The following is a 24,819-nucleotide window of genomic DNA, read 5'->3' on the forward strand; positions in this document are numbered from 1 at the left end:
AATTAGGTTCTTCACTGAACGTTTTAAATCCTCCTGAACCTAACGTAATTCCCATATATAATAAAGAAAGAGGGAGACGTAAACGTCTCCCTCTTTCTTTATTATATATTACGCCTTATGACACTCTGGACAAACGCCATAAATTTCTAAGCGATGACTATTAATAACGAAGCCTGTCGTTTTCGCAGCTTCCTCTTCAAGTTGTTCCAAACCTCCATAAGGAAAATCAACAATCTTACCACATTTTTCGCAAATCACATGATAATGTTGACTTGTAACATAATCAAATCTACTTGAAGCGTCTCCATAAGTTAATTCCTTTACAAGTCCAACCTCTTTAAATACACGTAAGTTATTATAGACAGTTGCAACACTCATATTTGGAAACTTACCTTCTAATGCTTTATAAATGTCATCCGCTGTTGGGTGCGTCATAGATTCCACAAGGTACTCTAAAATAGCATGACGCTGTGGAGTAATGCGTACACCCGTATTTTTCAGCATTTCTAGCGCTTCTTTTAATTCTTCTTTGACCACCGTCATGCACCCCGATTCTATACGGATTATTATTTTATAATTCTTATAAAGAGTGTACTCCTTTTCTTATAAATCGTCAATATTTCTACTATAAGTATGTGGTTTATTTTTGTATATAGCCTTATTCTTATATATCCTTCCCCATTCTCTATACATTTACATAGAAAAAAAGTGCGACATAATCGCACTTGGAATACTATCATCTGAGGAGGTATGCCCTACACTTCACTTTATGTAAGACGATAAAATATGTATAGACACTCGCCTTACTTCTATATATTTTATCTCCACAATGAATTTACTTTATATAAGAAAGAACCTCTTCAGTATGTCCCTTCACTTTCACTTTACGCCACTCTTTTACAAGCTCACCGTCTTTATTAATAAGGAATGTAGAACGCTCGATTCCCATATACTCTTTTCCAAAGTTCTTTTTCAATTTCCAAACATCGTATAATTCCGCTACCTTATGATCTTCATCTACTAAAAGTACAAATGGAAGCTCATGCTTCTCAATGAATTTCAGATGTCTGTTCGCTGAATCAGGACTTACACCTAGAATAACTGTATCTTTCTCTTGAAATAATCCATACGCATCGCGAAAATCACATGCTTCAGTTGTACACCCTGGAGTCATATCTTTCGGATAAAAATATAGCACTACGTTTTTACCACGAAAATCAGTTAAGCGAACTTGTTCCCCGTTACTTCCCTCTAATGTAAATTCTGGAGCCATTTCTCCTACTGTGATCATTGTTATCACTCCTACTCTTTTCTTTTACTATATCAAATGCTATCTTATTTTTCATTGTCTATTACAGACCTCATTACAAAAGCAAACGGTAATGTATATCCAATTAGCGCTTCTGCAATCGCAATCCATCTCCCTATTCCAACCGGAGCTATATCACCGTACCCAACGGACAATAAAGTAACCGCGCTAAAATATAAGCAAATTTCTACAAGTTGAAAAGATTGGGCATGCAAGCTTTCTCCATCTTCCTTCAAAACTGCAAAACCCATTTCTTCTAATACAACATAACTTAACCCAAACGCAATCAATACCGTTGTATAAATTAAAAATAAGGAGGCTAAATTATAAAGCGAAAAGAAACGCCTAGAATCTGAATATGAACTCCATAACAATTGGACACTTCTCAAAATAGCAATTGCTGCAATTAATAGAATAAATCCCCATAACATGTCCTCCACCTCATTTTATATGTATGAGACAGCCATTGGATTTATCCCTTAGAAACAAACAAGCTTCTATAATTAATTCCCAGCACCACGGTACCTTTTTACTCCTTGATTCCAAAGAGTAATTGCAATCGTAAAACAGATAACACCAACGAGTGGTGTTGCAAATGCATAGCTATTCCACTCTGTTTTTCTTAAAAAGTATGCTGCTGGATACACTCCGACAAACGCAAATGGTAAAACAAACGTTAAAATGAAGCGAATCACACGGTTATAAATGTTAACAGGATAGCGACCATAGTTACCTATGTTATACATTAGCGGCATAATTGAACTTTTCGCATCCGACCAAAAACCAAGGCTCGCAAGCGTAACAAATATCCCTCCGTATACAAGTGCTCCTCCTCCTACCATCAGTAAGAATAAGAAGAAATCGTACCAGTAAAAAGATAATTGCAGCTCCACTGCTGCATATCCCATTACAATTATTCCTGTAATCGCTCCAATTAAAGATTCAAGTTCCATTCTTTCTAATATAATTTGAAATAAACTATGAATCGGTCTCGTTAATATACGATCCATTTCTCCTTTAATAATGTAACGATCATTAAAGTCCCATATGTTAAAGAAAGCTGAGAATATGGCAAACGGTACTAAAAAGAAACCATAAATAAAGATTACTTCTTCTCTACTCCAGCCCTTTAATGCTTGTGTATGCCCAAACACAACGAGAATAAAGATTAAATTAACAGCCTGTAGTGCTAAATCAGAAAGTAATCCAACGATAAAATCGCCCCGATACTCCAATTTTGTTTTTATATATTGGCTTGCATATTGCAAAAATAGGTTTATATATATCATCTCATCATCCCCCTTGTACAATTAGACGTTTTCTCGCCGTTCTCCACATGAGTACAATTGGAATAATAAGTACAATTGCCCAAATTACTTGGAATAATAATGCCTCATACAATTTACTTCCTTGTATACCTTCTGAAAAAATCATACTCGGAATATAACTAATAGCCTGAAACGGTAAAAATACCATTGCTTTTTGGGCCCATAACGGATAAAAACTAATTGGTAATAATAGACCTGAAAATAAATCAATAACAACACGTTTTGCATACATAATTCCACTATTATTAAATAGGAAGAACGTGAGCATTCCAGTCATTAAATTAATTTGTGTATTAATAATAAAACTAAATATTAAAGATAAGAAGAAATATAACCACGTTTGAAAATTCGTTGTAATTTGCAATGAAAATAATAAGGTAACGATAACCATACCTGGAATTGAAAAGAAAGCAAAACGAAATATTCCTTCACCAAGACCTTGCATCACTTTCATGCCTAAATAGTTATATGGACGAATGAGTTCTACTGCTACACGTCCTTCTTGAATCTCCATCGCAATTTCCCTGTCTATATTATTAAAATAAAAGGCACGTGCCATCCACGCAATTGCGATATAAGTAGTCATTTGCGAAATAGATAAACTTTCAATATTCTCTTTTCCACTATAAATTGCTTGCCATAAAAAATAATACGCACCGATATTAATTGTATAAATTAAAATCCCGCTATAATAGTTTGTACGATACGCAAGCATCATTAAAAAGCGAATCCGAATCATTTCAATGTACTTACCCATGTTTAATACCTTCTTCATAAATGTTACGAATAATTTCCTCTGTAGACACTTCGTTAATTTTTAAATCTTTAATTTGAAAGGCTTGTACTACTTTAGAAATAAGCATTGAAATGATAACTTCTTCATTCGGTATTTTTGCAACCCACGCGTTTTCCTCTTTCGCTTTCGACCAAACGACATGACTATCTGGCATAACCATTGATAAAGCCTGATAGGAAACTGGTGCAATAAATTGAAAATGTATTTCCTTCTCTGCTCCCCACTGCGTACGAAGATTATTTAAAGAACCGTCATACATAATATTTCCTTCATCCAGCATGATAACGCGCTCACATAAAGCTTCAATATCAGTAATATCATGGGTTGTTAATAAAATTGTTGTTTTGTAACGTTCATTCATTTCTTTTAAAAATTCACGTATTTTTAATTTCACAAGAACATCCAATCCAATTGTTGGTTCATCTAAAAATAATAACGGCGGATTATGAATTAATGCTGCCGCTAATTCACAACGCATCCTTTGACCTAGAGATAACTTTCGAACTGGCTTATCTAATAAAGGACCAATATCTAACGTTTCAATCACGTGTTCCATATGCTCTTTATACTGAGCATCTGATACACCGTACACTTTTTTTAATAAACGAAAAGATTCTTGTACAGCAATATCCCACCAAAGTTGTGAGCGTTGACCGAAAACAACACCAATTGTTCTTACGAATTCTTCTCTCTGCTTATGCGGGTTCATCCCATTTACTAAAATTTCTCCTGATGTCGGAGTCAAAATCCCCGTAAGCATTTTAATAGTTGTTGATTTACCAGCACCGTTCTCACCGATATATCCAACCATTTCACCTTGTTTCACATTAAAAGATACATCATTTACTGCTGGTACTATTTTATAATTACGATTTAATAAATCGCGAAAAGCACCCTTTAATCCCGGACGACTTGAATAGGCTGTAAACTCTTTACGTAACCCTTGTACCTCAATTACCGATTTCATAATCGGACCCCCTTCCTAAATGTCACAACGAATAGTTTACCCAACTGCCTTCTCTATCACAAACAATACGTCTTTTCGAAAAACATGTTAGAATAATACATAGATTTTTGTAAGGAGATGAATTGTAGTGAAATTCACAAAATCAGAAGCATTACATAAAGAAGCTTTAGAACATATCGTTGGCGGCGTTAATAGTCCTTCTCGTTCTTTTAAAGCAGTTGGCGGCGGCGCTCCTGTTGCTATGGAACGTGGAAAAGGTGCTTATTTCTGGGATGTAGACGGAAATAAATATATCGATTATTTAGCAGCATACGGTCCTATTATTACTGGACATGCTCACCCGCACATTACAAAAGCAATTACAACAGCTGCTGAAAATGGTGTACTTTACGGAACACCAACAGCACTAGAAGTAAAATTTGCAAAAATGTTAAAAGAAGCAATGCCTGCATTAGATAAAGTCCGCTTCGTAAACTCTGGTACTGAATCAGTAATGACAACAATTCGTGTCGCTCGTGCTTACACAGGGCGCACAAAAATTATGAAATTTGCTGGTTGTTACCACGGTCATTCTGATTTAGTACTTGTAGCAGCTGGATCTGGCCCTTCTACGCTAGGAACTCCTGACTCAGCCGGTGTACCACAAAGTATCGCTCAAGAAGTTATTACCGTTCCATTTAATAATGTAGAAACCTTAAAAGAAGCTTTAGATAAATGGGGACACGAAGTAGCAGCTATCCTTGTAGAACCGATTGTTGGAAACTTCGGTATTGTAGAGCCAAAACCTGGCTTCCTTGAGAAAGTGAATGAACTTGTTCACGAAGCTGGTGCACTAGTAATTTATGATGAAGTTATTACTGCTTTCCGCTTCATGTACGGTGGTGCTCAAGACTTACTTGGCGTAACACCAGACTTAACAGCGCTTGGTAAAGTTATTGGCGGCGGACTTCCGATCGGTGCTTATGGTGGTAAGAAAGAAATTATGGAACAAGTTGCCCCGCTCGGACCTGCATATCAAGCTGGTACAATGGCAGGAAATCCTGCTTCTATGGCATCCGGTATCGCTTGTCTAGAAGTTCTTCAACAAGAAGGTCTTTATGAGAAATTAGATGAACTTGGTGCGATGCTTGAAAAGGGAATTTTAGAGCAAGCTGCAAAACATAATATCGATATTACATTAAACCGACTAAAAGGTGCTTTAACTGTATACTTCACAACAAATACAATTGAAGATTACGATGCAGCACAAGATACAGACGGTGAAATGTTCGGTAAATTCTTCAAGCTTATGCTTCAAGAAGGAGTTAACTTAGCACCTTCTAAATACGAGGCATGGTTCTTAACGACAGAACATACAAAAGAAGATATTGAATATACAATTGAAGCTGTAGGCAGAGCATTCGCTGCTTTAGCGGATAATAAATAATCCCGCCATTAAAAGGAAAAACGAAAGCACATCTTTCTTTTTTCCTTTTTTCTATTTCATAAATCCCTTATTAATAGTATAATTATTCATAATTATCTATTTTATTTTTATTTTATATCCTTACTATCCTTGTATATAAGGCTGCTCACGCCTTAAATAGTAAGATTATTCAAACTTCAATAAGAGGGGGGATTGACGGATGCTCAATAAAACAAATACATGGACACCGTCTTTATTTCGAGATTATAAAAATGCAGAACATGATGCGTGTGGAATCGTTTCCGTTATGGAGAAACGAAAAGTTGCCACGAAAGAAAACATTGATCTTTGCATACAATCACTTGTCAAAATGAATCATCGAGCTGGTTTCATTAATGGTGAAGGAGATGGTATCGGAATTCACATTGATGTCCCAAAAGCACTTTGGAATGAAAAGCTGAAAAATAACGGATACAATCCAACGATTGTGGATCATCCCCACTTTATCGTTGGACATTTTTTTCTAAACAAAAACGCAAATATCGTTAATTTAAAAAATCATATTCGTACGCAATTAAATAACGAAAGTTTTACTATTATTTTTGAAAGTGATGATGTAATAAATTCCGATGCACTCGGTCCACTTGGTAAACAGGAAGAACCTTTATTTTGGCAAGTTGCTCTTATCGCAGAAAATAAAGTTGAAAATGTTGAGCAAACATTATTTTCAGTAACGATAAAAATAGAGGAAAACGAAGCGATTCATGTTGCTTCATTAAGTCGTGACCATGTTGTATATAAAGTTCTAGGCGCTGGGGATACACTTGTTGCCTATTACAATGATTTACAACATCCACTTATCGCTTCAACTATGACACTAGGACATAACCGCTATTCTACTAATACATTATCTAATTTTTTTCGTGTACAACCATTTAGCATTCTCGGACATAATGGTGAAATTAACACAATTGCAAAATTACGTGATCAAGCTGACATGATTCATGTTCCACTTACTGCTGGGGGCAGTGACTCCCAAGATTTAAACCGCACCTTAGAAACTCTACTTGTTCAATACGACTACAGTTTATTTGAAGCAATGGATATACTATTCCCACCAATTATTAATGAAATGAAACTATATGAACCGCATTTACAAGATTTATATACGTATATACGTGAAGCATGGGGCCATTTTGCGCAAGGTCCAGCTGGTATTATTTCACGTTATAAAGATGAGGCTGTTTTCAGCGTGGATTCCCTTGGACTACGACCAGTATGGAAAGTAGAGACAGCGAGTTCTTACGTTTTCTCTTCTGAACCTGGAGTTGTATCACCAACTGAATATGTAGCAGAACCAAAACCACTCGCTCCTGGAGAAAAAGTCGGTCTAAAGTGGAATGAACAAGATGAACTTGTACTCTACGAATACGATGACTACCAAACTCAAGTATATAACCGTTTTAAAAAGCGAGTTGATACTAAAGATTATCATTTAAACTTATCTATCCTTGAAACGAAAGAAATCCCAGGATTATGTGATTCTATACAAGTCGAAACGAAACAATACGTTGCTTTTGGGTGGGACCGAGAACATATTCAGCTTCTTGAACAGATGGCAACAAAAGGCGTTGAGCCAATTCGCTCACTTGGGCATGACTCACCACTTGCAGCACTCGATACTGATAGACGAAATATCGCTGATTTCATTAAGGAAAGTGTAGCCGTTGTTACAAATCCAGCAATCGATCGTGATCGAGAGGTCGAGCACTTCTCCACACGAACAATACTTGGAGAGCGCCCAAGTTTATTAAGCGGAGCTAAACGGCCATTTGTAGTTGAGATGCTTTCCCCCATTATTTTAGAAGGAAGTGTAGCACAATCTATTACAGAGGAATTACACACAATTACGTACGAACAACTTATACAGCTATTCAATACTCATAGCTCTATCGCTACAATCTCTGCTACATTCAGTCCGACAGAAACTTTACAATGCGCCTTAAATCGAATTAGTTCTGAAGCGATAAAGGCCGTGAACGATGGAGCTTCCCTACTATTAATAGACGATGCCAACGCTCATCTAAATGAACAGTTATGGATTGATCCGCATTTAGTTACCGCTAAAGTACATCAAGTATTAAGCGAAAATAAATTACGCCGAAACTGCTCTCTCGTTATACGTTCTGGTGCCCTTCGCTCTTTACATGATATCGTCACACTATATGGATTAGGAGCAGATGGTATGAATCCATATTTATTATTTGCAACCGTAAATGATGGAACAAAAACGCCAATTACGAATTTGTATAATGCTCTTAATAAAGGACTAGAAAAAGTCATTTCAACAATTGGAATTCATGAATTACGTGGTTACGGTCGCCTCTATTCTTCTATCGGATTACATGAGGAAATCGCAAATATATTACAAATCACGAATTTCTTCGGTTCAAACGATTTAGCTTTTTCGCTTGAATCACTTGCTGAAGATGCACAATTGCGAGCGGATGATTATAACAATCCTAAAGTTAGAATGCGAAAATCTTTTCATATATTCCCGCGAATTTGGAAAGCAATCGGCGATGTCGCAAAAGGAAATTCTTATGATGATTACCGTGACAAATTAAGTGAGTTAGAAGAAAATAATCCAATCGCGATTAGACATCTTGTTCAAACGAAAGAAACAAAACATGTCGTTCCGGCCGAAGAAGTATCCATCAGCATTCAAAATCATGATTTACCATTTATTATTAGTTCCATGTCATTCGGTTCTCAAAATGAAATTGCCTTTCGTGCATATGCAGAAGCGGCCGATCAGCTAAATATGATTAGCTTGAACGGTGAAGGCGGCGAAATTAAAGATATGATTGGAAAATATCCACATACACGTGGACAACAAGTTGCATCTGGGCGATTTGGTGTAAACGCCGAACTACTAAATTCATCAAACTTAATTGAAATAAAAATTGGGCAAGGCGCAAAGCCTGGTGAAGGCGGACATTTGCCTGGTTCAAAAGTAACAGCAAAAATCGCTGAAGCGCGTAATGCTACAATTGGCTCTGATTTAATTTCACCTTCTAACAACCATGATATTTATTCCATTGAAGACTTAGCTCAAATGATTACAGAAATTAAAACGGCTAATCAACTTGCGAAAGTAGCTGTAAAGGTCCCTGTCGTCCCTAATATTGGAACAATTGCTGTCGGTATCGCAAAGGCTGGTGCTGACTTTATTAACATTAGCGGATTTGATGGTGGTACAGGTGCCGCACGTATTCACGCATTGCAACATGTAGGCCTTCCTGTAGAAATTGGTGTGAAAGCCGCTCACAATGCTTTATTAGAAGCAAATATGAGGCAAAAGGTAGAAATTTGGGCTGACGGTGGTATTCGAAGTGTTAATGATGCCTTGAAAATCATGCTCCTTGGGGCAAACCGTATTGGATTTGGTACATTATCCATGATTGCAATCGGCTGTACAACTTGCCGCGGATGTCATCTAGATACTTGTCACGTTGGAATTGCAACACAAATTGAGTCTGAAGCTCAGGCGAAAGAACACGGATTACGCCGCTTCGTCCCGCGCGAATTAGAAAGTGCCGTTGCTGGATTATTACATTTATTCACCACTTTTGGCGTAGAACTAAAACGATTAACAGGAAATCTTGGTTATACAAATTTACAAGAAATTGTCGGACATTCCGATTTATTAGAACAAGTTCGAGGGGAAAATTTATTAGACTTATGTAATTTACTACAAACGATAGAAAACCCATCTGTTACAAAAACAGAATACGTACCGGAAAAACAATTTGAAACAGTTCATTCCCCTCATTCAAAAGAATTAGTAGGCGTTGGCGTAGAGCAACGCGTTATGGGTGGTCTAGAATCTTGCTATCGCGTTCGTAGTAAATTATATGAAGACACGAAGCTTGAACCACTTACATTAAAGTATACGAATGGCTCTATTCCTGGAAATGGATTAGGTGCTTACAATAGTGAGAACTTATTTATACACGTAAATGGCGGTGCACAAGATGGTATTGGTAAAACCTCCTTTGGTGGTGGTATTTATATAACGAAAGCAAAAGGAAAAGACGGCATATATTATAACGGTTCTGTAGGAAAAGGTTTTGGGTACGGTGCACAAAAAGGATCGCTATACGTTCAAGGTAACGCTGATGCTCGCGCTGGCATTCGCCTCTCTGGAGCAGACATGATAATTGGAGGGCGAATGACAAAGCCACTCCGTGAAAAAGAGCAAGGGAATATAGGTGTATACTCTAATATTAAAGGTTTCGCTTTTGAATATATGACAAATGGGCGAGCGCTTGTTTTAGGGGATCCTGGTCCATGGATTTGTGCTGGTATGACTGGTGGTGTTGTTTATTTACGTCATGATTCAAGCTCGGGTTTAACAGAACACGCCTTAAAAAGAAGAATCGCAAAAGGGGCAAATGTTACATTACAACCAATTAGTAAAAACGGCGTGCAAGATGTGACTGAGTTATTGTTAGATTACATTCGTGTATTAAATGAACATGAGCAATACGAGGAAGTTGCTTTATTAACACCGTTACTCGATGATATGCAGCAACAGTTTTTTGAAATTATCCCGAAAAAAGAGCAGGCTGATCCATCTATCTCAACAGAGTGATATACCAACTTTTCATTTTCAAGAAAAAATTGACGAAGTACACTTCTCATAGTAATCTATAGTAACAATTTGAAACCTGCTGAAATTCAGCAGGTTTTTTCACTAAAAATTGATGTTTAAAAAGAATTAGGAAAAAGTATAAAATGAATCTTAATTTCTTATTAACGTCACTAAAATATCACTTGCTAACATATTGTAATGAATGTATAGTATCATGTTGTACATTCATTATGACAAGAGAAAGGATCTTATTAAGGGTATGAAACTTGGTGCTCGCATTTTAAAAACGGGTATTGCCATCACATTAGCTTTATTTGCTTGTATTTTACTTCAATTACCGAGTCCAGTATTCGCGGGAATCTCAGCTATATTCGCTGTTCAACCGTCTGTATACCGCTCGTATTTAACAGCTCTTGAGCAAATTCAAGCAAACGTCATTGGTGCCGTATTCGCTATCGTATTTGCTACTGCTTTTGGACATAATCCTTTTATTATTGGATTAACATGTATATTAGTAATTGCGCTTACGTTACAATTACGATTAGAAAACACAATATCAATTGCTTTAGTAACAGTTATCGCCATTATGGAGTATCAGGGCGACGATTTCTTTAGTTTTGCCTTACTTCGCTTTGCGACGATTATGATTGGAATTATTGCGGCTTCACTTGTAAATTTAGTGTTTATGCCGCCAAAATACGAAACAAAACTATATCATCGTATCGTTGATAATACAGAAGAAATTGTAAAATGGATTCGAATGAATAGCAGGCAAGCTTCTGATTTTACAACGCTAAAAACTGATATTGATCGTATGAAAGAAAAGATGATCAAACTAAACCATTACTATTTGCTGTATAAAGAAGAAAGAAGCTACACGAAAAAAGTAAAGTTCGCAAAAATTCGTAAGCTCGTTTTATTCAGACAAATGTTAGCAACGACAAGCCGTGCTTTAAGTACGTTAAAATCATTACATCGTACTGAAAATGAACTGCGCTATATGCCAGAAGAATTTCAGGAATCTATCCAAAACGAACTTGACTCATTAACCCATTACCATGAACAAGTTTTATTAAAATTTATTGGTAAAGCAAAAAAACAACAATCCGTTGAAATGCTTGATGAAGTTGAAACAGGTAAACAAGAATTAATTGATATCTTTATGGATTATCAAAACAAGGACGATGAGGAAGCGTATAAAACATGGCTACACCTCTTCCCTCTTATTTCTGCCATTATTAACTATAGTGAAGAAGTAGAGCATTTAGATTTACTTGTGGATAGCTTCTACACATACCATAAACCAGAAGCAGAACTCCAAATCGAAGATAAAAAAGAAGACGAATAAAGAAAACAGCTCCTTTTACGCTAAAGGAGCTGTTTCTGTTATATGTTGAAGTTGATATAAATTGTAATAAAACCCTCTTTTTTTCATTAACTCTTCATGAGAACCTGTTTCTTTAATTTCACCATCTTCAATGTAAATAATCGTATCCACATGTGTAATCGTCGCCAATCGATGTGCGATTACGATCGTCGTCCGATCAGCAGCTAGCGTCTGAAGCGCCTGCTGAATATACCGTTCATTTTCTAAATCTAAAGCGGAAGTCGCCTCATCTAATATAAGTAACGATGGATTCTTTAGAAACACTCTTGCAATCGCTACACGTTGCCTTTGCCCACCAGATAACTTCACACCGCGTTCCCCAACGACAGTATCATAGCCATCAGGTAACTCTATAATAAAATCATGGATTTGCGCAGCTTTAGCAGCTGCAATCACTTCTTCCTCTGTAGCTTTCGGGTTTCCATATAAAATATTTGCCCCGATTGTATCACTAAATAACAAATTATCTTGCAGTACAATTCCAATATGACTACGTAAATTTCTCATATCATACTTTCTAACATCTATCCCATCTACATAAACTGCACCTGAAGAAACATCATAGAAACGTGGGATTAAGCTAGCAAGAGATGACTTCCCTCCCCCACTTGCTCCTACAAGTGCTACCTTCTCTCCTGGCAACATAGTTAACGAAAGGTTATGTAATATCTCTTTTTCATCCGAATTGTAACGAAAAGATACATTATCAAATATCACTTCACCACTTAATTTTGTCGTTTGTACCGCACTTGGCACATTGACAATATCGTATTTTTCATCTAACAATTCAAACACTCGATCCATCGATGCGAAAGACTGTGTTAATGTTGTAGAGGAATTGACAAGGCGGCGAAGCGGACTATACAAACTATCCATATATCCAACAAAGGCAACCATAGTCCCTAATGTTAACTGCCCCTGAATTACTTCATATGCTGCAAAACCGATCACCAGTAACGGGCCTAAATCGGTTAACGTATTCACTGCTGAAAATGTCCTTGCAGTCCAACTCGTATGCGTTAATGCTTTCGTCAAAAATTCATTATTTCTTTTTTCAAACTGCTTACCCTCATACTCTTCTAATGCAAAGCTACGTGTCACTTGCATCCCTTGAATACGTTCATGTAAATACCCTTGCATCGTCGCTAACGCTTGCGAACGCTCTTTCGTTAATTTTCGAAGACGCCCGAAAAAATATTTCACTGCCACTACATAAATAGGTAAAATTAATAACGCAACAAATGTTAATTTTATATTCATAGAAAACATAACAATAATAGCAATTGCAATTGTTGCAGTATCTAGCCAAACATTCATCAAACCAGTAATTACAAAATCCTTCGTTTGTTCTACATCATGGATTACACGTGAAATAAGCTCTCCTGTTTTTGTATTCGAATAATAGCGTAAACTCAACTTTTGTAAATGACCAAAAATATGTTTTCGTAAATCATATAGTATTGTATTTGCGATACGCTGCGCGAAATATTGACGATAATATTCAATTGGCGGTCTTACTACTGCAAAAATAAAAAAAGCAATCCCAACGGCTGTTACTAATTGGGATGTTTTATCTTGAAGTGACCCTCCCCCTTGAATTACATCATCGATAATATATTTTAATAACCACGGCATAATAAGCGGGATGCCGAATTTAACTAGACCAATCATAATTGTAATAGCAATAAGCCATCGATACGGTTTAACAAATTGCAAATATCTTTTTATACCTTGCACATAATCCCCCCTCTAATAGGACAAACCTGCCGGGAAATCCCCTGCAGGTTTGTTTTAATTTCTGTACATTAAATATCTTTCATACCACATATCTACGAAATCTGGCGCGAATGGCCCTTTTCTTTGATGAATCCATTGTGTTAATTGTGCTACATTTCGTTTTAAAATAGTATCAATAACAGGTGGATACTGCATAATTTGACTATGCTTTTCATACTCATCTTCATCTAAAAGCGTATATGTCATATCTGGATATACTTTAATATCTAAATCATAATCAATGTACTTTAATGCTTCAGAATCATATGCAAAAGGTGAGCCTAAATTACAATAATAATATACTCCCTCTTCCCTTAGCATCCCAATCACATTAAACCAATAGTTTGCATGAAAATAACAAATTGCTGGTTCACGAGTAATCCATGTTCGGCCATCTGATTCTGTCACTACTGTACGATCATTTGCTCCGATCACAAGGCTCTGTGTCCCTTTTAAAATTGTTGTCTCTTCCCACATTCTATGAATGGAGCCATTATGTTTATAACTATGTATTTGTACTTTTTCTCCTTCTTTGGGAAATCCCATATATGCTCCCTTCTTTCAACTGCAAATGCCCTTTGAGCTGCATTCACTTTTTTTCTATTATAACTTTTTTGTCGAAATTTTAAAACTAAAGCGACAAGACTCTATTTTTCACACTGAATACTATATCCCTAATCTTCTTAGGAGACGGGGCCTTCGCTGAATGATTTACAAACGAGGAAATAGAAATAGAAAAAGCCCTTCCTTATTTCTATCTAAAGAAGGACCTTTCACCGGAAGGTAACAACATGCCTTACCCTAAATTCGAAATCATTTTTTCAGTCTCAAAAGATTGAATCACACTATTTGTTTGCTCTTCAAATTTCTCATGTAACAGTTTTAACGCTAATTCTGTTCTATATATTTCTTGGCGGATAAAATGTAATTCCTTTTTATCGCACGTATCCTTTTCGCTCATTTCAATTTGCTGATACTTCTCTAGATGAGCTTGTAACTTTAACAACTCATCCATCGTTTCCAATTGCTCTCCTACCAACTTATCAAAGTCGTTCATTACTTACCCCCTTTTGGACTTATTTATCAGTTATTCTTCCTCATTACATATTTCTCATCTTTAACTTCCTTCTCCTTTGACTACATTTGTTGACTTATTAGAAGTTATGTCGTTCACTTTATTTTCATTACTATGACCCAGGCAAAAAGAAAACACTTCTCTCGAATTAGAGAAGTGTTTTTCTTTCATTACTGATTTGAACTAGAAGATTGTGATTGTTTTGCAGCTGATTGTGCATTTTGTTTTTTCACAGCATGCACATCTGTTTCAGTTGCGAATTCTGTACCATAACTAGCGTTTGCACTTTGTGCACCAGAAGCTTGTGCTTTCTTTGCTTCTGATTGTGCATTTGCTTGTTTTACTGCTTGTACATTTGTTTCAGTCGCGAACTCTGTACCATAACTAGCATTTGTACTTTGAATGCTAGCACCAGAAGTTGCCTTGTTATAACCTTGTTGTTTTTTACTCATCTTTCTCACCTCCACAACCAATAATGTAACCAATTCACTTAGAAGTTATCCGTGATTTTCTTTTTTTAATCTCCGTATATATCTCTTATCACTCATTCAAACTATAGGAAATGGAGGTGGAAATATGTATATAGGACGCGATATGACTGAACTAACGATGGTGTCAAAAAATGAGTGGAAAGAAGATGAATTAGCTTATTTTCATCACTCATTACAACAGATTTTGCCGTATTTAAATGCAGAAGGTCAAAGTATCTATAAAGAAATTGTAGTAGAAATTGAATCAAGAGGTGGCTTACAACAAGGTGAAGCTAATTGGACTCATGGGACAAAAATTTCTTACGATTAAAAAAGTGTTCCCAATCTAGGGAACACTTTTTTAATTTATTGCATTGTAATTTTCTCAACGCAATTCTCATAAATCGTACGATGCGATTTCGAGAATGGTAACTGCTCAAATGCTTCTTTCGATACAAATTTCAATGTATCTGTTTCAACAATATCACCAGTTACTTTTCCGTAAAATACGAATATATCCCAAGTGCGATGTGTAAATGTATGTTGTACATTCATTGCGTATTCTTCAATAGAAATCGAGAGCTCAAATTTTTCTTTCATATAATCTGTAAGCTGCTCTTTCTGATTCCGAATCCCTTCCCCAAGTTCAGCATTTGGAAACTCCCACATGTTAGCTAATAACCCGGTACTTGGGCGTTTATTAATGACGTAACGACCATCTTCTGTTTGAAGTACCCCTGCAACAATCGGTACCATTGTAGGAGCCTTCGCTTTACTTTTTACTGGTAACTCCTTTTGAACACCTTCAGCATATCCTCGACAATGTTCACGTACAGGACAAAGTAAGCAAGATGGATTTTTTGGAATACAAATTAGTGCACCTAATTCCATCAAACCTTGATTAAAATAAGATGGATTTTCAGCCGAAATAATTTCACGTACAATCTCTTCAAACACTTTTCTAGTTTTTGGTTTTGCAATGTCATCCCATACTGATAAAATGCGAGATAATACACGCATAACATTTCCGTCAACTGCCGGCTCTGGTATACCATATGCGATACTTAAAATAGCACCTTTTGTATAGGGGCCAACTCCTTTTAATTTTTCAATTTTCTTTACATCACTTGGTACTATCCCGCCGTATACTTCTTTCACTTCTTTTACAGCCGCATGTAAATTTCGTGCTCTAGAATAATATCCTAAACCTTCCCATGCTTTTAACACTTCTTCATCACCAGCATTTGCCAAAGCTTCTAGAGTAGGAAACTTCTCCATAAAATTCGCGTAATATGGTTTTACAGCTTCTACCCTTGTTTGCTGCAACATAATTTCCGAAACCCAGACGCGGTATGGATCTTTATTTTTACGCCACGGTAAGTCGCGTTGCTCTTTTTCAAACCAACCAATTAAATCATTTTGAAACTGCTCTATGTTAAAATTATTTAATATTTCAAGTGTCAAACTTGATCCCCCTCATTTTTTTGCATATAAGTACTATTATAAAGATTTTAGGAAAAAATTTAAGTAAGATGACATAGGAAATAGAAGGCAAAGGACTTGAGGTATCGAATAAAAAGAGTTACATTAATAAAAAACGGAGGTGGATTTCTATGGACACAGCCACTCACCTTGTTATGGGCGTTACTCTAGGCAGTTTGGCAACGTTAGATCCAGCCATAGCACAAAGTGATATTGGGCCACAAGCAGTTATGCTTGCTACAATTGCCGGTTCCAATATTCCTGACATCGATACAGTTTTAAAATTGCGTAATAACGCTAAATATATAAGAAATCATCGCGGGATTACTCATTCCATTCCTGCAGTGATTCTTTGGTCACTCCTTATAAGTGGCATCTCTTTCGCCTTCTTTTCAGACGCTCCATATTTGCATCTACTACTTTGGTCATTTATTGCCGTCTTTCTTCATGTCTTTGTAGATATTTTCAACGCCTACGGTACACAGGCATTACGGCCCTTCACAAAAAAATGGGTAGCGCTCGGCATCATTAATACATTTGATACCGTCATTTTCTTTATCCACCTACTCGCGATTGCTTGTATGCTTGTAGGTTCCCATAAAGGGTATACTGCCTTAGCAGCGTATATATTGATGATTATTTACTATATCGGACGGATTATGATGCATAGAAACATACGTAGCGTCGTATATAAACGTTTCAATCATGTGGAGAAAATAATCATTTCCCCTTCTTACAGATTTTATCATTACCATTTAGCAATCGTTACAACTGATTATTACTACGTTGCTAGATGGCATCGTGGTAACATCATGATATATGATAAGTTCGACCGGGTACCGTTCCCAGATAATGCTATTATGCGCGCAGCTAAACAAGATGAAAACATCTCAGCATTTCTATCTTTCTCCCCTGTGTATCGCTGGGACATTTTCGATTATGATCATTATTACGAAGTTCGCTTCATTGATTTGCGCTATCGCAGTAAAGATTATTATCCATTCGTTGCAATCGTTCAACTCGACCACAATTTAAATATTATTAGTTCCTATACAGGATGGATTTTTAGTGAAGAAAAACTTCGAAAAAAACTGGAATTACTTCCACATTAAAAAAAGCGACTTAAGTCGCTTTTTTTAATGTTTCAAATGATCTTCTTGATTGATTAAATGGCTATATTTCGGATTATTTGTACGCATTTCATGAAGGCGACCTCCATGATTATTAATCCATGTTCGTACCACTTGTTCAGTCATTTCATCACCTTGATAACGACCTGATTTAGCATAAGTTGTTTGAAAGTCTTCCCACAATAATTCAACCCACGCACGAGCTTGTGCGTAAGAAAGTTTGTCATTTTTGTCTAACAATTCTTTTGTTAATGTTTCGTGAATATCATTCATGTTCTATTCTCCTTTTACCTATTTATTCCCTTAATTTCTAAAGGATAGTTTCCTCTATTTTGCACATTCTATAAGTGATACTTCTTAAAGAGGTATCAACTGATGATGAGGAGGGCGTTCGCAATGGGTAAACAAGCCGAATTTTGGTCTGAGTCAAAAAACAACAGCAAAATCGATGGTCAGCCGAAAGCGAAATCACGCTTCGCTTCGAAACGACCTAACGGCACAATTAACACGCACCCACAAGAACGTATGCGTGCTGCAAATCAGCAGGAAGAATAGTTCAGGTACAACCTAAAAAATTAACTTCCTACACGAGGTGATAAAGATGAGCTACCGTGATCGCTTAGATAGTCGTTCTGAATTATTTAACCATACGTGGACTCGTCCGAAACATGCAAAAGCGCAAGTTAACGGACAGACGCAACAAACCCAGTCTCTCATTATACTGGCGAATGAATGTAAAAAACGCCAATTTTAGAATCTCCTATCTCCTGTAACGCCTACCAAAGATGAAAACCAGAGAGATATTCGCTCTCTGGTTTTCATTTTTCTTGCAATAAAGAAATTGGTATTCCAATCTCTTCATTATCATTTTGCTTATGTCCCCAAGCAAATACCCCGTTGAAATACGTAATTTCAAATAATATACCAGGTTCTTCTACTAATTCATATGTCTCACCAATATGGAATTTGTTTATATCAGTCATATAAGCACGAGCCATTGCCATCTTGCGCATTAATACATCGAACTCATTTACAATACCAAGCTGCTCTGCCTTTATTGCTTGCTCTTTCAAAACCCCAATTTCTTCCCTTAGCTCATGTGGTGTCATTTCACTGTAGCGCTTTGGCATATTCATCTTATTCCCCTCATCCCTCTTCACGTTTCATCTGCAAAAATATCTCTATCTCATCCATAGAGAACCCTTTGCGATATAACGCTTGTTTCATCTTATTTTCGAATGTCCATCCATCATACTTCTTATATTTCTCATAATATTTATTCCCATGATAGTGTAACGCTTCTTGTTGCTGTTCGTCATCTTTTTCGTCTTTCAATTCTTCCAAACAAATTTGAATCACATCTCTAGAATACCCTTTACGAACAAGCATTTCGTCTAACTTAAGCTTCATTTGTAAAAAGGAATGCTTTTGATAAGACCTTTTCTTCTTTTCTATAAGAAGTAAAGCATTCTCAATTTGCTTTTCCTTCGGATATTCTTGTAAACTATGTGTAATAATTAGATCCTGAACACCTTTATGTAATAACTCTCTTTTAATAACAGTCGGACCCTTTCGATTCACATTACTTTGCGTTCGCGTATATAAAACAGCGTACTCTTTATCATTAATATATCGATCATGTAATAATTTCGAAACGACTTCAGAGATGACGGCCTGTCCCACTTCTTTTTTTCGTAAATAGTCTTCTACTTCTTTTTTTGTTCTCATTTGATAGGATAGATAGGAAATTGCTTGTAAATATGCTTTTTGTACCTCTTCATTGTATAAAATATTCCCTAACGCTATTTCATCAATTTCTAACCCTTTTTGTAATCCATGTTTCATTAAGATTACTTGATCCACACTAAATCCGTATTCTTCACCTTGACCTTTATCAATATAAATATTAAATCGTTCTTTCGATCGTTTTTGCACTTCTATTTTTGTAATGACAGCCATACTCTCACCTCTCTATTATTTTAACATAGTCAAGGAACGTTTTTGCTTTTCAAGAATATATATAATGAGGAGGAAATAATTGTGAGAATCGCAATTTCTGGTGGTACCGGCTTTATCGGTAAATACCTTTCTACTTTTTTTATTCAAAAAGGATATAATGTTTACATTCTTACTCGAAACAAAACTACTGAAACTTCCCACCCTAACCTTCAGTATGTACAATGGACACCAGATTTACAAACCTTCCCCCTCTCTTCTATCGATGTAGTTATTAATCTAGCTGGAGAGTCTATTAATAGTAGATGGACAAAGAAACAAAAGGAATCCATTTTAAAAAGTCGAATTCAAATAACAAAAGGACTCATTAAACAATGGCAAACACTTGGTACAAAGCCAAATACATTTATTAACGCAAGTGCTATTGGATACTATGGAACGTCTGAAACTGAGTCTTTTACAGAACAGCATGAGATTCCTGGAAATGACTTTTTAGCAAATACAGTATATTCATGGGAACAAGAAGCATCTAAAGCACGTTCTCTTGGAATGCGAACAATCTACGCAAGACTTGGAGTTGTATTAGGCGCAGACGGAGGAGCTCTTCCCAAAATGCTACTCCCCTATCAATTCTATATTGGAGGTACAATTGGATCTGGAAACCAATGGTTATCATGGATTCATATAGACGATGTCGTTCGCCTAATTGATTTCATCATACACAAAGAAGAAATTGATGGCCCTTTTAACATTACAGCTCCCCTACCTATAAGAATGAAGGAATTTGGAGAAACCATTGCAACTATAATGAAAAAACCTCATTGGTTACCTGTCCCTTCATTTATGCTTCACACTTTATTAGGTGAGATGAGTATACTTGTACTCGAAGGACAACATGTATTACCTAGTAAAGCAATTGAACATGGGTATCAATACACATTTCCGGCAATAGACCATGCATTACAAAATATACTTTCGCATACAATGTAGTACTTCTAAAACACAGTTTTACAGGGTCCCCTTTCAAAACTTTCATTTTCTAGAATCCGGAGCATTATTACACAAATAACCTTTCAGTTACTTTCCCTTAAATTCCATTAACATTGTAAAGTAACAGAAATGAGGTACCTATGAAAACATTGCTCAAACAAGCCATTGTCTATCCTATTACATCCCAAAAATTTCAAGGGGATGTACTCGTTATAGGAGAAAGAATTGCCGAGGTCAAGCCTTCCATTCAACCTACTCAAGATATGACAGTTATAGACGCTCGTGCTCTTCATCTTTTACCTGGATTTATTGATGTCCATACTCATCTTGGTCTCTATGATGAAGGTACTGGTTGGGCTGGCAATGATGCAAATGAAACATCTGAAGTTTCAACACCACATATCCGTTCTTTGGACGGAATCCACCCTTTTGATATTGCATTTCAAGATGCTGTACAAAACGGAATCACAACTGTTCACGTTATGCCAGGAAGTCAAAACATTATCGGTGGTACGACTTGTGTAATAAAAACAGCTGGAACTTGTATTGATCATATGATTATTCAAGAACCTGCCGGCTTAAAGATTGCCTTTGGAGAAAATCCTAAAAAGGTCCATAGTAATGGAACAAAAGAATCCATAACACGTATGGGAATTATGGGATTACTTCGGGAATCATTCTATGAAGCACAGCACTACGGGCATGAAGCTGATTTTCGAATGCTTCCTATCTTAAAAGCATTACGCCGCGAAATACCCGTACGTATCCACGCTCACCGAGCAGATGATATTAGTTCTGCTCTACGCTTTGCAACAGAGTTCAATCTCGATTTACGTATTGAACATTGTACAGAAGGACACTTTATTGTTGAAGAACTTTCGAAACACAATTTGAAGGTTTCAGTTGGCCCCACTCTTACACGCCGTTCTAAAATCGAACTTAAAAACAAAACATGGGATACTTACCATATATTATCGAAAAATGGTGTGGAAGTTTCTATAACAACAGATCACCCTTATACACCAATTCAATATTTAAATATTTGTGCTGCTGTCGCAGTAAGAGAAGGATTAGACGAAAAAACTGCACTAGAAGGAATCACCATATTTCCAGCACGAAATTTACGTTTAGAGGATAGAATTGGAAGCATTGAGGTTGGAAAAGACGCTGATCTTGTGTTATGGACTCATCATCCTTTCCATTATTTAGCCAAGCCTGTACTAACCATGATTGATGGAAAAATAATTTACAAAAAAAATAAAAAAAACTAGTTTATTTTTTTGACTAGATAAAGTATTATACGATTATAAACTGAATGAAACCATAATCAATTTGTGTCGTGATTATCATTTTCAAATTGATGAATGGGGAAGGCAAATGGTGCGCCACCAGCGTTAGAAACTGGTTCTAGTGGGTTCGATTCCCACCCCGAAATTTTTTAAAGATTGATATAAAAATTTCGAGGGTGGGGTGTTTTTTCGTCATGCTACCCTCGTGTGAGGAGGAGTTAGTATGTTGAAAAAACGCGACTTACACGACAGCCACGTTCTATACGAGTTAATGGTGGACCCAGCTGTCTTCCCTTTTGTGCGTCAAAAGGCTTATTCTTATGAAGAGTATTTATTTTTAACGAAACAAACGATTGAAGCTGAAGAGCGTGGGGAATTAATTTCACGCACAATTTTAGATGAATGGGGTAACCCTATCGGAACAATTACTTTATTTGATGTGCAAGAAAAAGCCGGATTTCTCGGAACATGGCTTGGCAAACCCTATCATGGAAAAGGCTATAATAAATTGGCGAAAGATTCATTTTTTAGTGAACTTTTCTATGAATTAGATATTGAAACAATCTTTATGCGTATTCGTAAAATAAATATTCGTTCTATTAAAGCTGCCGAAAAACTACAATATGTAAATCTAGCAAACGAAACAAGAAAAGCCGTTTATGATGAAATTAACGCAAATGAAGAAGTATATAACTTATATGAAATCCCAAAAGATCAATATACACTTGCTACAATGCGAGATACAACGTTCCAAGATGCTCACCAATTAAAAGAAGCATAATCTAAATTTCCAGAAAAAATAATTAATCATTAACATTTTACCATATACGTATATCACCCTATGTCTTTGGAAACGATAGATAGTGACTTTAGGACACGAGGTGATTTGTAATGGATAAAAAGAAACGTGACAAAACAAAAAACACATTATCTAGTACACAAGAAGTTCTTTACCAACGAGAATTTCGCAAAGCAGATCGCGCAGCGGGTTATCGCTCGAAAAGTATTTAAAGTGAGAATGAATAATTAGAAGTTTTCCCCCCTAATTATTCATTCTCATTACATATTTTTTCTACGTGATAGAATAGACAAAAAGGTTCCTTATTTATAAGGAACCTTTTTTGTGTGGATAACGTTATCCACACAATTTATAGAATTGTGAATAAATTCAACAAATCCTTCACAAGTTTATATGTTGTAACGCATAGTAAATGTTAGAATTGTGGATAGTTTTCTAAAAATTGTGGACAATGTGGATATAGTTGTTAATATTCCGACTTTACTGTTTAATGAAAGCGTAATCTTCATGTGGATAAGTTACTACTTTATCTTATAAAACAATAAAGAACCCTCTTTAAACATATAAAAGAGGGTTTCATATTAAGTAAATAATTGTGCAAGAGCAGGTGATTTAATAGGTATATGATTCGGTTCTACATGATTTTCTGTCAAAATTGTATCCACAATATGACCAGCTGGCTCCGGACGATAAATGCTTTTCATCGCTTCTTTCATTTGAAGAAGCTTCATATCATCTTGTAATAACGCCTCTGTCTTTGCAAAAACCTCACTATCATCACGAATGACAACTGCAGCTCCTTTTCTTTCAAAGTACATCGCATTTTCATTTTCTTGCCCTGGAACAGGCTTATATAAAATGACAGGTACTTGCAATGCTGCCGCTTCACTTAACGTAATACCGCCTGGCTTCGTAATCATACAAGAAGTAACACGGAATAATTCATCAATATTTTCAACATAACCAAATACTTTTAATGCATCAGGATTTTTTTCCTGTACTCCTAATAAATCCTGTTTTAACGCTTCATTCTTTCCACAAACGACAACTACTTGTAAATCAGGTAATGACATAAATGATTGGCATAGTTCTTTTACACTTCCTAATACCCCATGAGCACCTGCTACAATTAGTAAAATCTTTTTATTCTTACATAACTGATATTTATTATATATAATGTCTGGATTGATCTTGAGCTCAAAACTACTACGAATCGGAATTCCAGTTTCAACAATTTGCTCCGAGGGCACACCAATATCAACCATAATTTTTTTCACGTGATCCGTTGCTACAAAATAACGATCTACTTCCCGATGAATCCATATTTTGTGCACACAAAAATCCGTTAATACGTTATAAACAGGAATTGAAATACCTGTTTGCTTTTTTAACTCTGGTACAGCTATGATCGGAAAAGTATTAATAACAATATCCGGTTTCTCTGCTTGTAAAAGTAATTTCAAACGTTTTCTTCCAAAATTCGCATACCAAGATGCTATTTTTTTATCATAAATTTTTTCTACGCCATAATAAAACAAGCGGTATAATTCTTTTCCTATTGTATAACTTTTTAAATATAAATATTTTGTAATATCGGTTATAACTGGATGTGATTCTCCGAACAAATCGCATACAATTACATCTTTAATTCCTTTTTGGCGAAATGTTTGTTCTAATGTTTTCGCTACTTGCACATGACCATTACCGTAATGTGCAGTTAATATTAAAACCTTGGGGTTTTTTATCAAACAAATCCACTCCTAGCTTATTGTTTCTCCATATTGCATATACGACAATAGGAAAAACATTTTCCTTAAAAATTACATAAACAGATTCTAATACTTCTCTTTCAGCTATGTACCTGTCGTGGATATGCAAAGCATATAAGATTGACCCCTTAATCCTATCTGTGCTCATATCTTTACATTATACTTTCCTATAAGAGCTTTCGCAATAACTTACAAATGTTCTCTATTCCATGATACTCACTCTTTTACTTCTTA

The 24,819-nt window shown here is 36.0% G+C and carries 26 protein-coding genes; 11 read left to right on the forward strand and 15 right to left on the reverse strand.

The window, feature by feature from the left end; genetic code table 11:
* Positions 1-108: 108 nt before the first annotated feature.
* The 6 genes from perR to QCI46_RS24815 all read right to left on the reverse strand — a co-directional run bounded on the left by perR (position 109) and on the right by QCI46_RS24815 (position 4,400).
* Positions 109-537, reverse strand: coding sequence for a peroxide-responsive transcriptional repressor PerR (gene perR, locus QCI46_RS24790; protein WP_000237831.1), 429 nt, complete (start codon positions 535-537; stop codon positions 109-111).
* A gap of 298 nt (positions 538-835) precedes the next feature.
* Entirely contained in the window at positions 836-1,291 is a 456-nt protein-coding gene (gene bcp / locus QCI46_RS24795; protein WP_327987752.1) for a thioredoxin-dependent thiol peroxidase, read from the reverse strand.
* 44 nt (positions 1,292-1,335) lie between these two features.
* On the reverse strand, positions 1,336-1,740 hold the full coding sequence (locus QCI46_RS24800) for a potassium channel family protein (protein WP_327987751.1): 405 nt from the start codon (positions 1,738-1,740) through the stop codon (positions 1,336-1,338).
* A 72-nt stretch (positions 1,741-1,812) separates the two neighbouring features.
* On the reverse strand, positions 1,813-2,598 hold the full coding sequence (locus QCI46_RS24805) for an ABC transporter permease (protein ID WP_000639386.1): 786 nt from the start codon (positions 2,596-2,598) through the stop codon (positions 1,813-1,815).
* A gap of 4 nt (positions 2,599-2,602) precedes the next feature.
* Positions 2,603-3,394 carry an ABC transporter permease gene (locus QCI46_RS24810; RefSeq protein WP_000521523.1) on the reverse strand — a complete coding sequence of 264 codons (792 nt, stop codon included), beginning with the start codon at positions 3,392-3,394 and terminating at the stop codon, positions 2,603-2,605.
* Positions 3,387-4,400 carry an ABC transporter ATP-binding protein gene (locus tag QCI46_RS24815; protein WP_000843640.1) on the reverse strand — a complete coding sequence of 338 codons (1,014 nt, stop codon included), beginning with the start codon at positions 4,398-4,400 and terminating at the stop codon, positions 3,387-3,389. The genes QCI46_RS24810 and QCI46_RS24815 overlap by 8 nt, the downstream gene beginning before the upstream one ends.
* Before the next feature lie 127 nt (positions 4,401-4,527).
* Between QCI46_RS24815 and hemL the strand changes: the two genes are divergently transcribed.
* The 3 genes from hemL (at position 4,528) to QCI46_RS24830 (ending at position 11,810) form a co-directional block, all read left to right on the forward strand.
* Positions 4,528-5,826, forward strand: coding sequence for a glutamate-1-semialdehyde-2,1-aminomutase (hemL, locus tag QCI46_RS24820; RefSeq protein WP_000673249.1), 1,299 nt, complete (start codon positions 4,528-4,530; stop codon positions 5,824-5,826).
* A 199-nt stretch (positions 5,827-6,025) separates the two neighbouring features.
* Positions 6,026-10,462 (forward strand): glutamate synthase-related protein, encoded by a 4,437-nt coding sequence (locus QCI46_RS24825; RefSeq protein ID WP_353841657.1) that lies wholly within the window; start codon positions 6,026-6,028, stop codon positions 10,460-10,462.
* A 259-nt stretch (positions 10,463-10,721) separates the two neighbouring features.
* The gene (locus QCI46_RS24830) at positions 10,722-11,810 is read left to right on the forward strand and encodes an aromatic acid exporter family protein (protein ID WP_000765792.1); all 1,089 of its coding nucleotides are present in this window, start codon (positions 10,722-10,724) and stop codon (positions 11,808-11,810) included.
* A gap of 15 nt (positions 11,811-11,825) precedes the next feature.
* Here the strand turns inward: QCI46_RS24830 and QCI46_RS24835 are convergent, their stop codons facing one another.
* The 4 genes from QCI46_RS24835 to QCI46_RS24850 all read right to left on the reverse strand — a co-directional run bounded on the left by QCI46_RS24835 (position 11,826) and on the right by QCI46_RS24850 (position 15,152).
* Positions 11,826-13,586, reverse strand: a complete 1,761-nt coding sequence (locus QCI46_RS24835) for an ABC transporter ATP-binding protein (protein WP_327960583.1) — start codon at positions 13,584-13,586, stop codon at positions 11,826-11,828.
* A gap of 54 nt (positions 13,587-13,640) precedes the next feature.
* Positions 13,641-14,171, reverse strand: coding sequence for a nucleoside tri-diphosphate phosphatase (gene ntdP / locus QCI46_RS24840; protein WP_000506626.1), 531 nt, complete (start codon positions 14,169-14,171; stop codon positions 13,641-13,643).
* Between the two features lie 250 nt (positions 14,172-14,421).
* Entirely contained in the window at positions 14,422-14,682 is a 261-nt protein-coding gene (locus tag QCI46_RS24845) for a YgaB family protein (RefSeq protein ID WP_000997582.1), read from the reverse strand.
* 188 nt (positions 14,683-14,870) lie between these two features.
* Complete coding sequence (locus QCI46_RS24850; RefSeq protein WP_000039039.1) at positions 14,871-15,152, reverse strand: gamma-type small acid-soluble spore protein; 282 nt, start codon at positions 15,150-15,152, stop codon at positions 14,871-14,873.
* A gap of 124 nt (positions 15,153-15,276) precedes the next feature.
* On the opposite strand from QCI46_RS24850, the gene QCI46_RS24855 reads away from it, so the two are divergent.
* Positions 15,277-15,501: a hypothetical protein gene (locus QCI46_RS24855; RefSeq protein WP_048542097.1), complete on the forward strand. Its 225-nt coding sequence runs from the start codon at positions 15,277-15,279 to the stop codon at positions 15,499-15,501.
* A 35-nt stretch (positions 15,502-15,536) separates the two neighbouring features.
* On the opposite strand, the gene mutY is transcribed toward QCI46_RS24855, so the two are convergent.
* Positions 15,537-16,634: an A/G-specific adenine glycosylase gene (gene mutY, locus QCI46_RS24860; RefSeq protein ID WP_353841658.1), complete on the reverse strand. Its 1,098-nt coding sequence runs from the start codon at positions 16,632-16,634 to the stop codon at positions 15,537-15,539.
* A gap of 149 nt (positions 16,635-16,783) precedes the next feature.
* On the opposite strand from mutY, the gene QCI46_RS24865 reads away from it, so the two are divergent.
* Complete coding sequence (locus tag QCI46_RS24865) at positions 16,784-17,764, forward strand: metal-dependent hydrolase (protein ID WP_353841659.1); 981 nt, start codon at positions 16,784-16,786, stop codon at positions 17,762-17,764.
* Positions 17,765-17,788: 24 nt separating this feature from the next.
* On the opposite strand, the gene QCI46_RS24870 is transcribed toward QCI46_RS24865, so the two are convergent.
* On the reverse strand, positions 17,789-18,055 hold the full coding sequence (locus QCI46_RS24870; RefSeq protein WP_000997857.1) for a YfhJ family protein: 267 nt from the start codon (positions 18,053-18,055) through the stop codon (positions 17,789-17,791).
* A gap of 123 nt (positions 18,056-18,178) precedes the next feature.
* On the opposite strand from QCI46_RS24870, the gene QCI46_RS24875 reads away from it, so the two are divergent.
* On the forward strand, positions 18,179-18,337 hold the full coding sequence (locus QCI46_RS24875; RefSeq protein WP_000517891.1) for a small, acid-soluble spore protein K: 159 nt from the start codon (positions 18,179-18,181) through the stop codon (positions 18,335-18,337).
* A gap of 46 nt (positions 18,338-18,383) precedes the next feature.
* Positions 18,384-18,536 (forward strand): YpzG family protein, encoded by a 153-nt coding sequence (locus QCI46_RS24880; protein WP_000122093.1) that lies wholly within the window; start codon positions 18,384-18,386, stop codon positions 18,534-18,536.
* 64 nt (positions 18,537-18,600) lie between these two features.
* On the opposite strand, the gene QCI46_RS24885 is transcribed toward QCI46_RS24880, so the two are convergent.
* Positions 18,601-18,918 (reverse strand): YfhH family protein, encoded by a 318-nt coding sequence (locus QCI46_RS24885; protein ID WP_001057030.1) that lies wholly within the window; start codon positions 18,916-18,918, stop codon positions 18,601-18,603.
* Between the two features lie 10 nt (positions 18,919-18,928).
* A complete protein-coding gene (gene recX / locus QCI46_RS24890; RefSeq protein ID WP_353841660.1) occupies positions 18,929-19,741 on the reverse strand; it encodes a recombination regulator RecX in 813 nt (270 codons plus the stop codon).
* Between the two features lie 81 nt (positions 19,742-19,822).
* Between recX and QCI46_RS24895 the strand changes: the two genes are divergently transcribed.
* The 4 genes from QCI46_RS24895 to QCI46_RS24910 all read left to right on the forward strand — a co-directional run bounded on the left by QCI46_RS24895 (position 19,823) and on the right by QCI46_RS24910 (position 23,028).
* Positions 19,823-20,728 (forward strand): TIGR01777 family oxidoreductase, encoded by a 906-nt coding sequence (locus tag QCI46_RS24895; protein ID WP_353841661.1) that lies wholly within the window; start codon positions 19,823-19,825, stop codon positions 20,726-20,728.
* A gap of 140 nt (positions 20,729-20,868) precedes the next feature.
* Complete coding sequence (locus tag QCI46_RS24900; RefSeq protein WP_353841662.1) at positions 20,869-21,999, forward strand: amidohydrolase; 1,131 nt, start codon at positions 20,869-20,871, stop codon at positions 21,997-21,999.
* Between the two features lie 241 nt (positions 22,000-22,240).
* Entirely contained in the window at positions 22,241-22,798 is a 558-nt protein-coding gene (locus tag QCI46_RS24905; RefSeq protein WP_000914737.1) for a GNAT family N-acetyltransferase, read from the forward strand.
* Between the two features lie 110 nt (positions 22,799-22,908).
* Positions 22,909-23,028, forward strand: coding sequence for a YfhE family protein (locus QCI46_RS24910; protein ID WP_000358487.1), 120 nt, complete (start codon positions 22,909-22,911; stop codon positions 23,026-23,028).
* A gap of 369 nt (positions 23,029-23,397) precedes the next feature.
* Here the strand turns inward: QCI46_RS24910 and QCI46_RS24915 are convergent, their stop codons facing one another.
* Positions 23,398-24,564: a diglucosyl diacylglycerol synthase gene (locus tag QCI46_RS24915; RefSeq protein WP_000594705.1), complete on the reverse strand. Its 1,167-nt coding sequence runs from the start codon at positions 24,562-24,564 to the stop codon at positions 23,398-23,400.
* Positions 24,565-24,819: the final 255 nt, after the last annotated feature.

The sequence above is a fragment of the Bacillus cereus group sp. RP32 genome (genome assembly GCF_040459735.1).
GTDB lineage: Bacteria > Bacillota > Bacilli > Bacillales > Bacillaceae_G > Bacillus_A > Bacillus_A wiedmannii.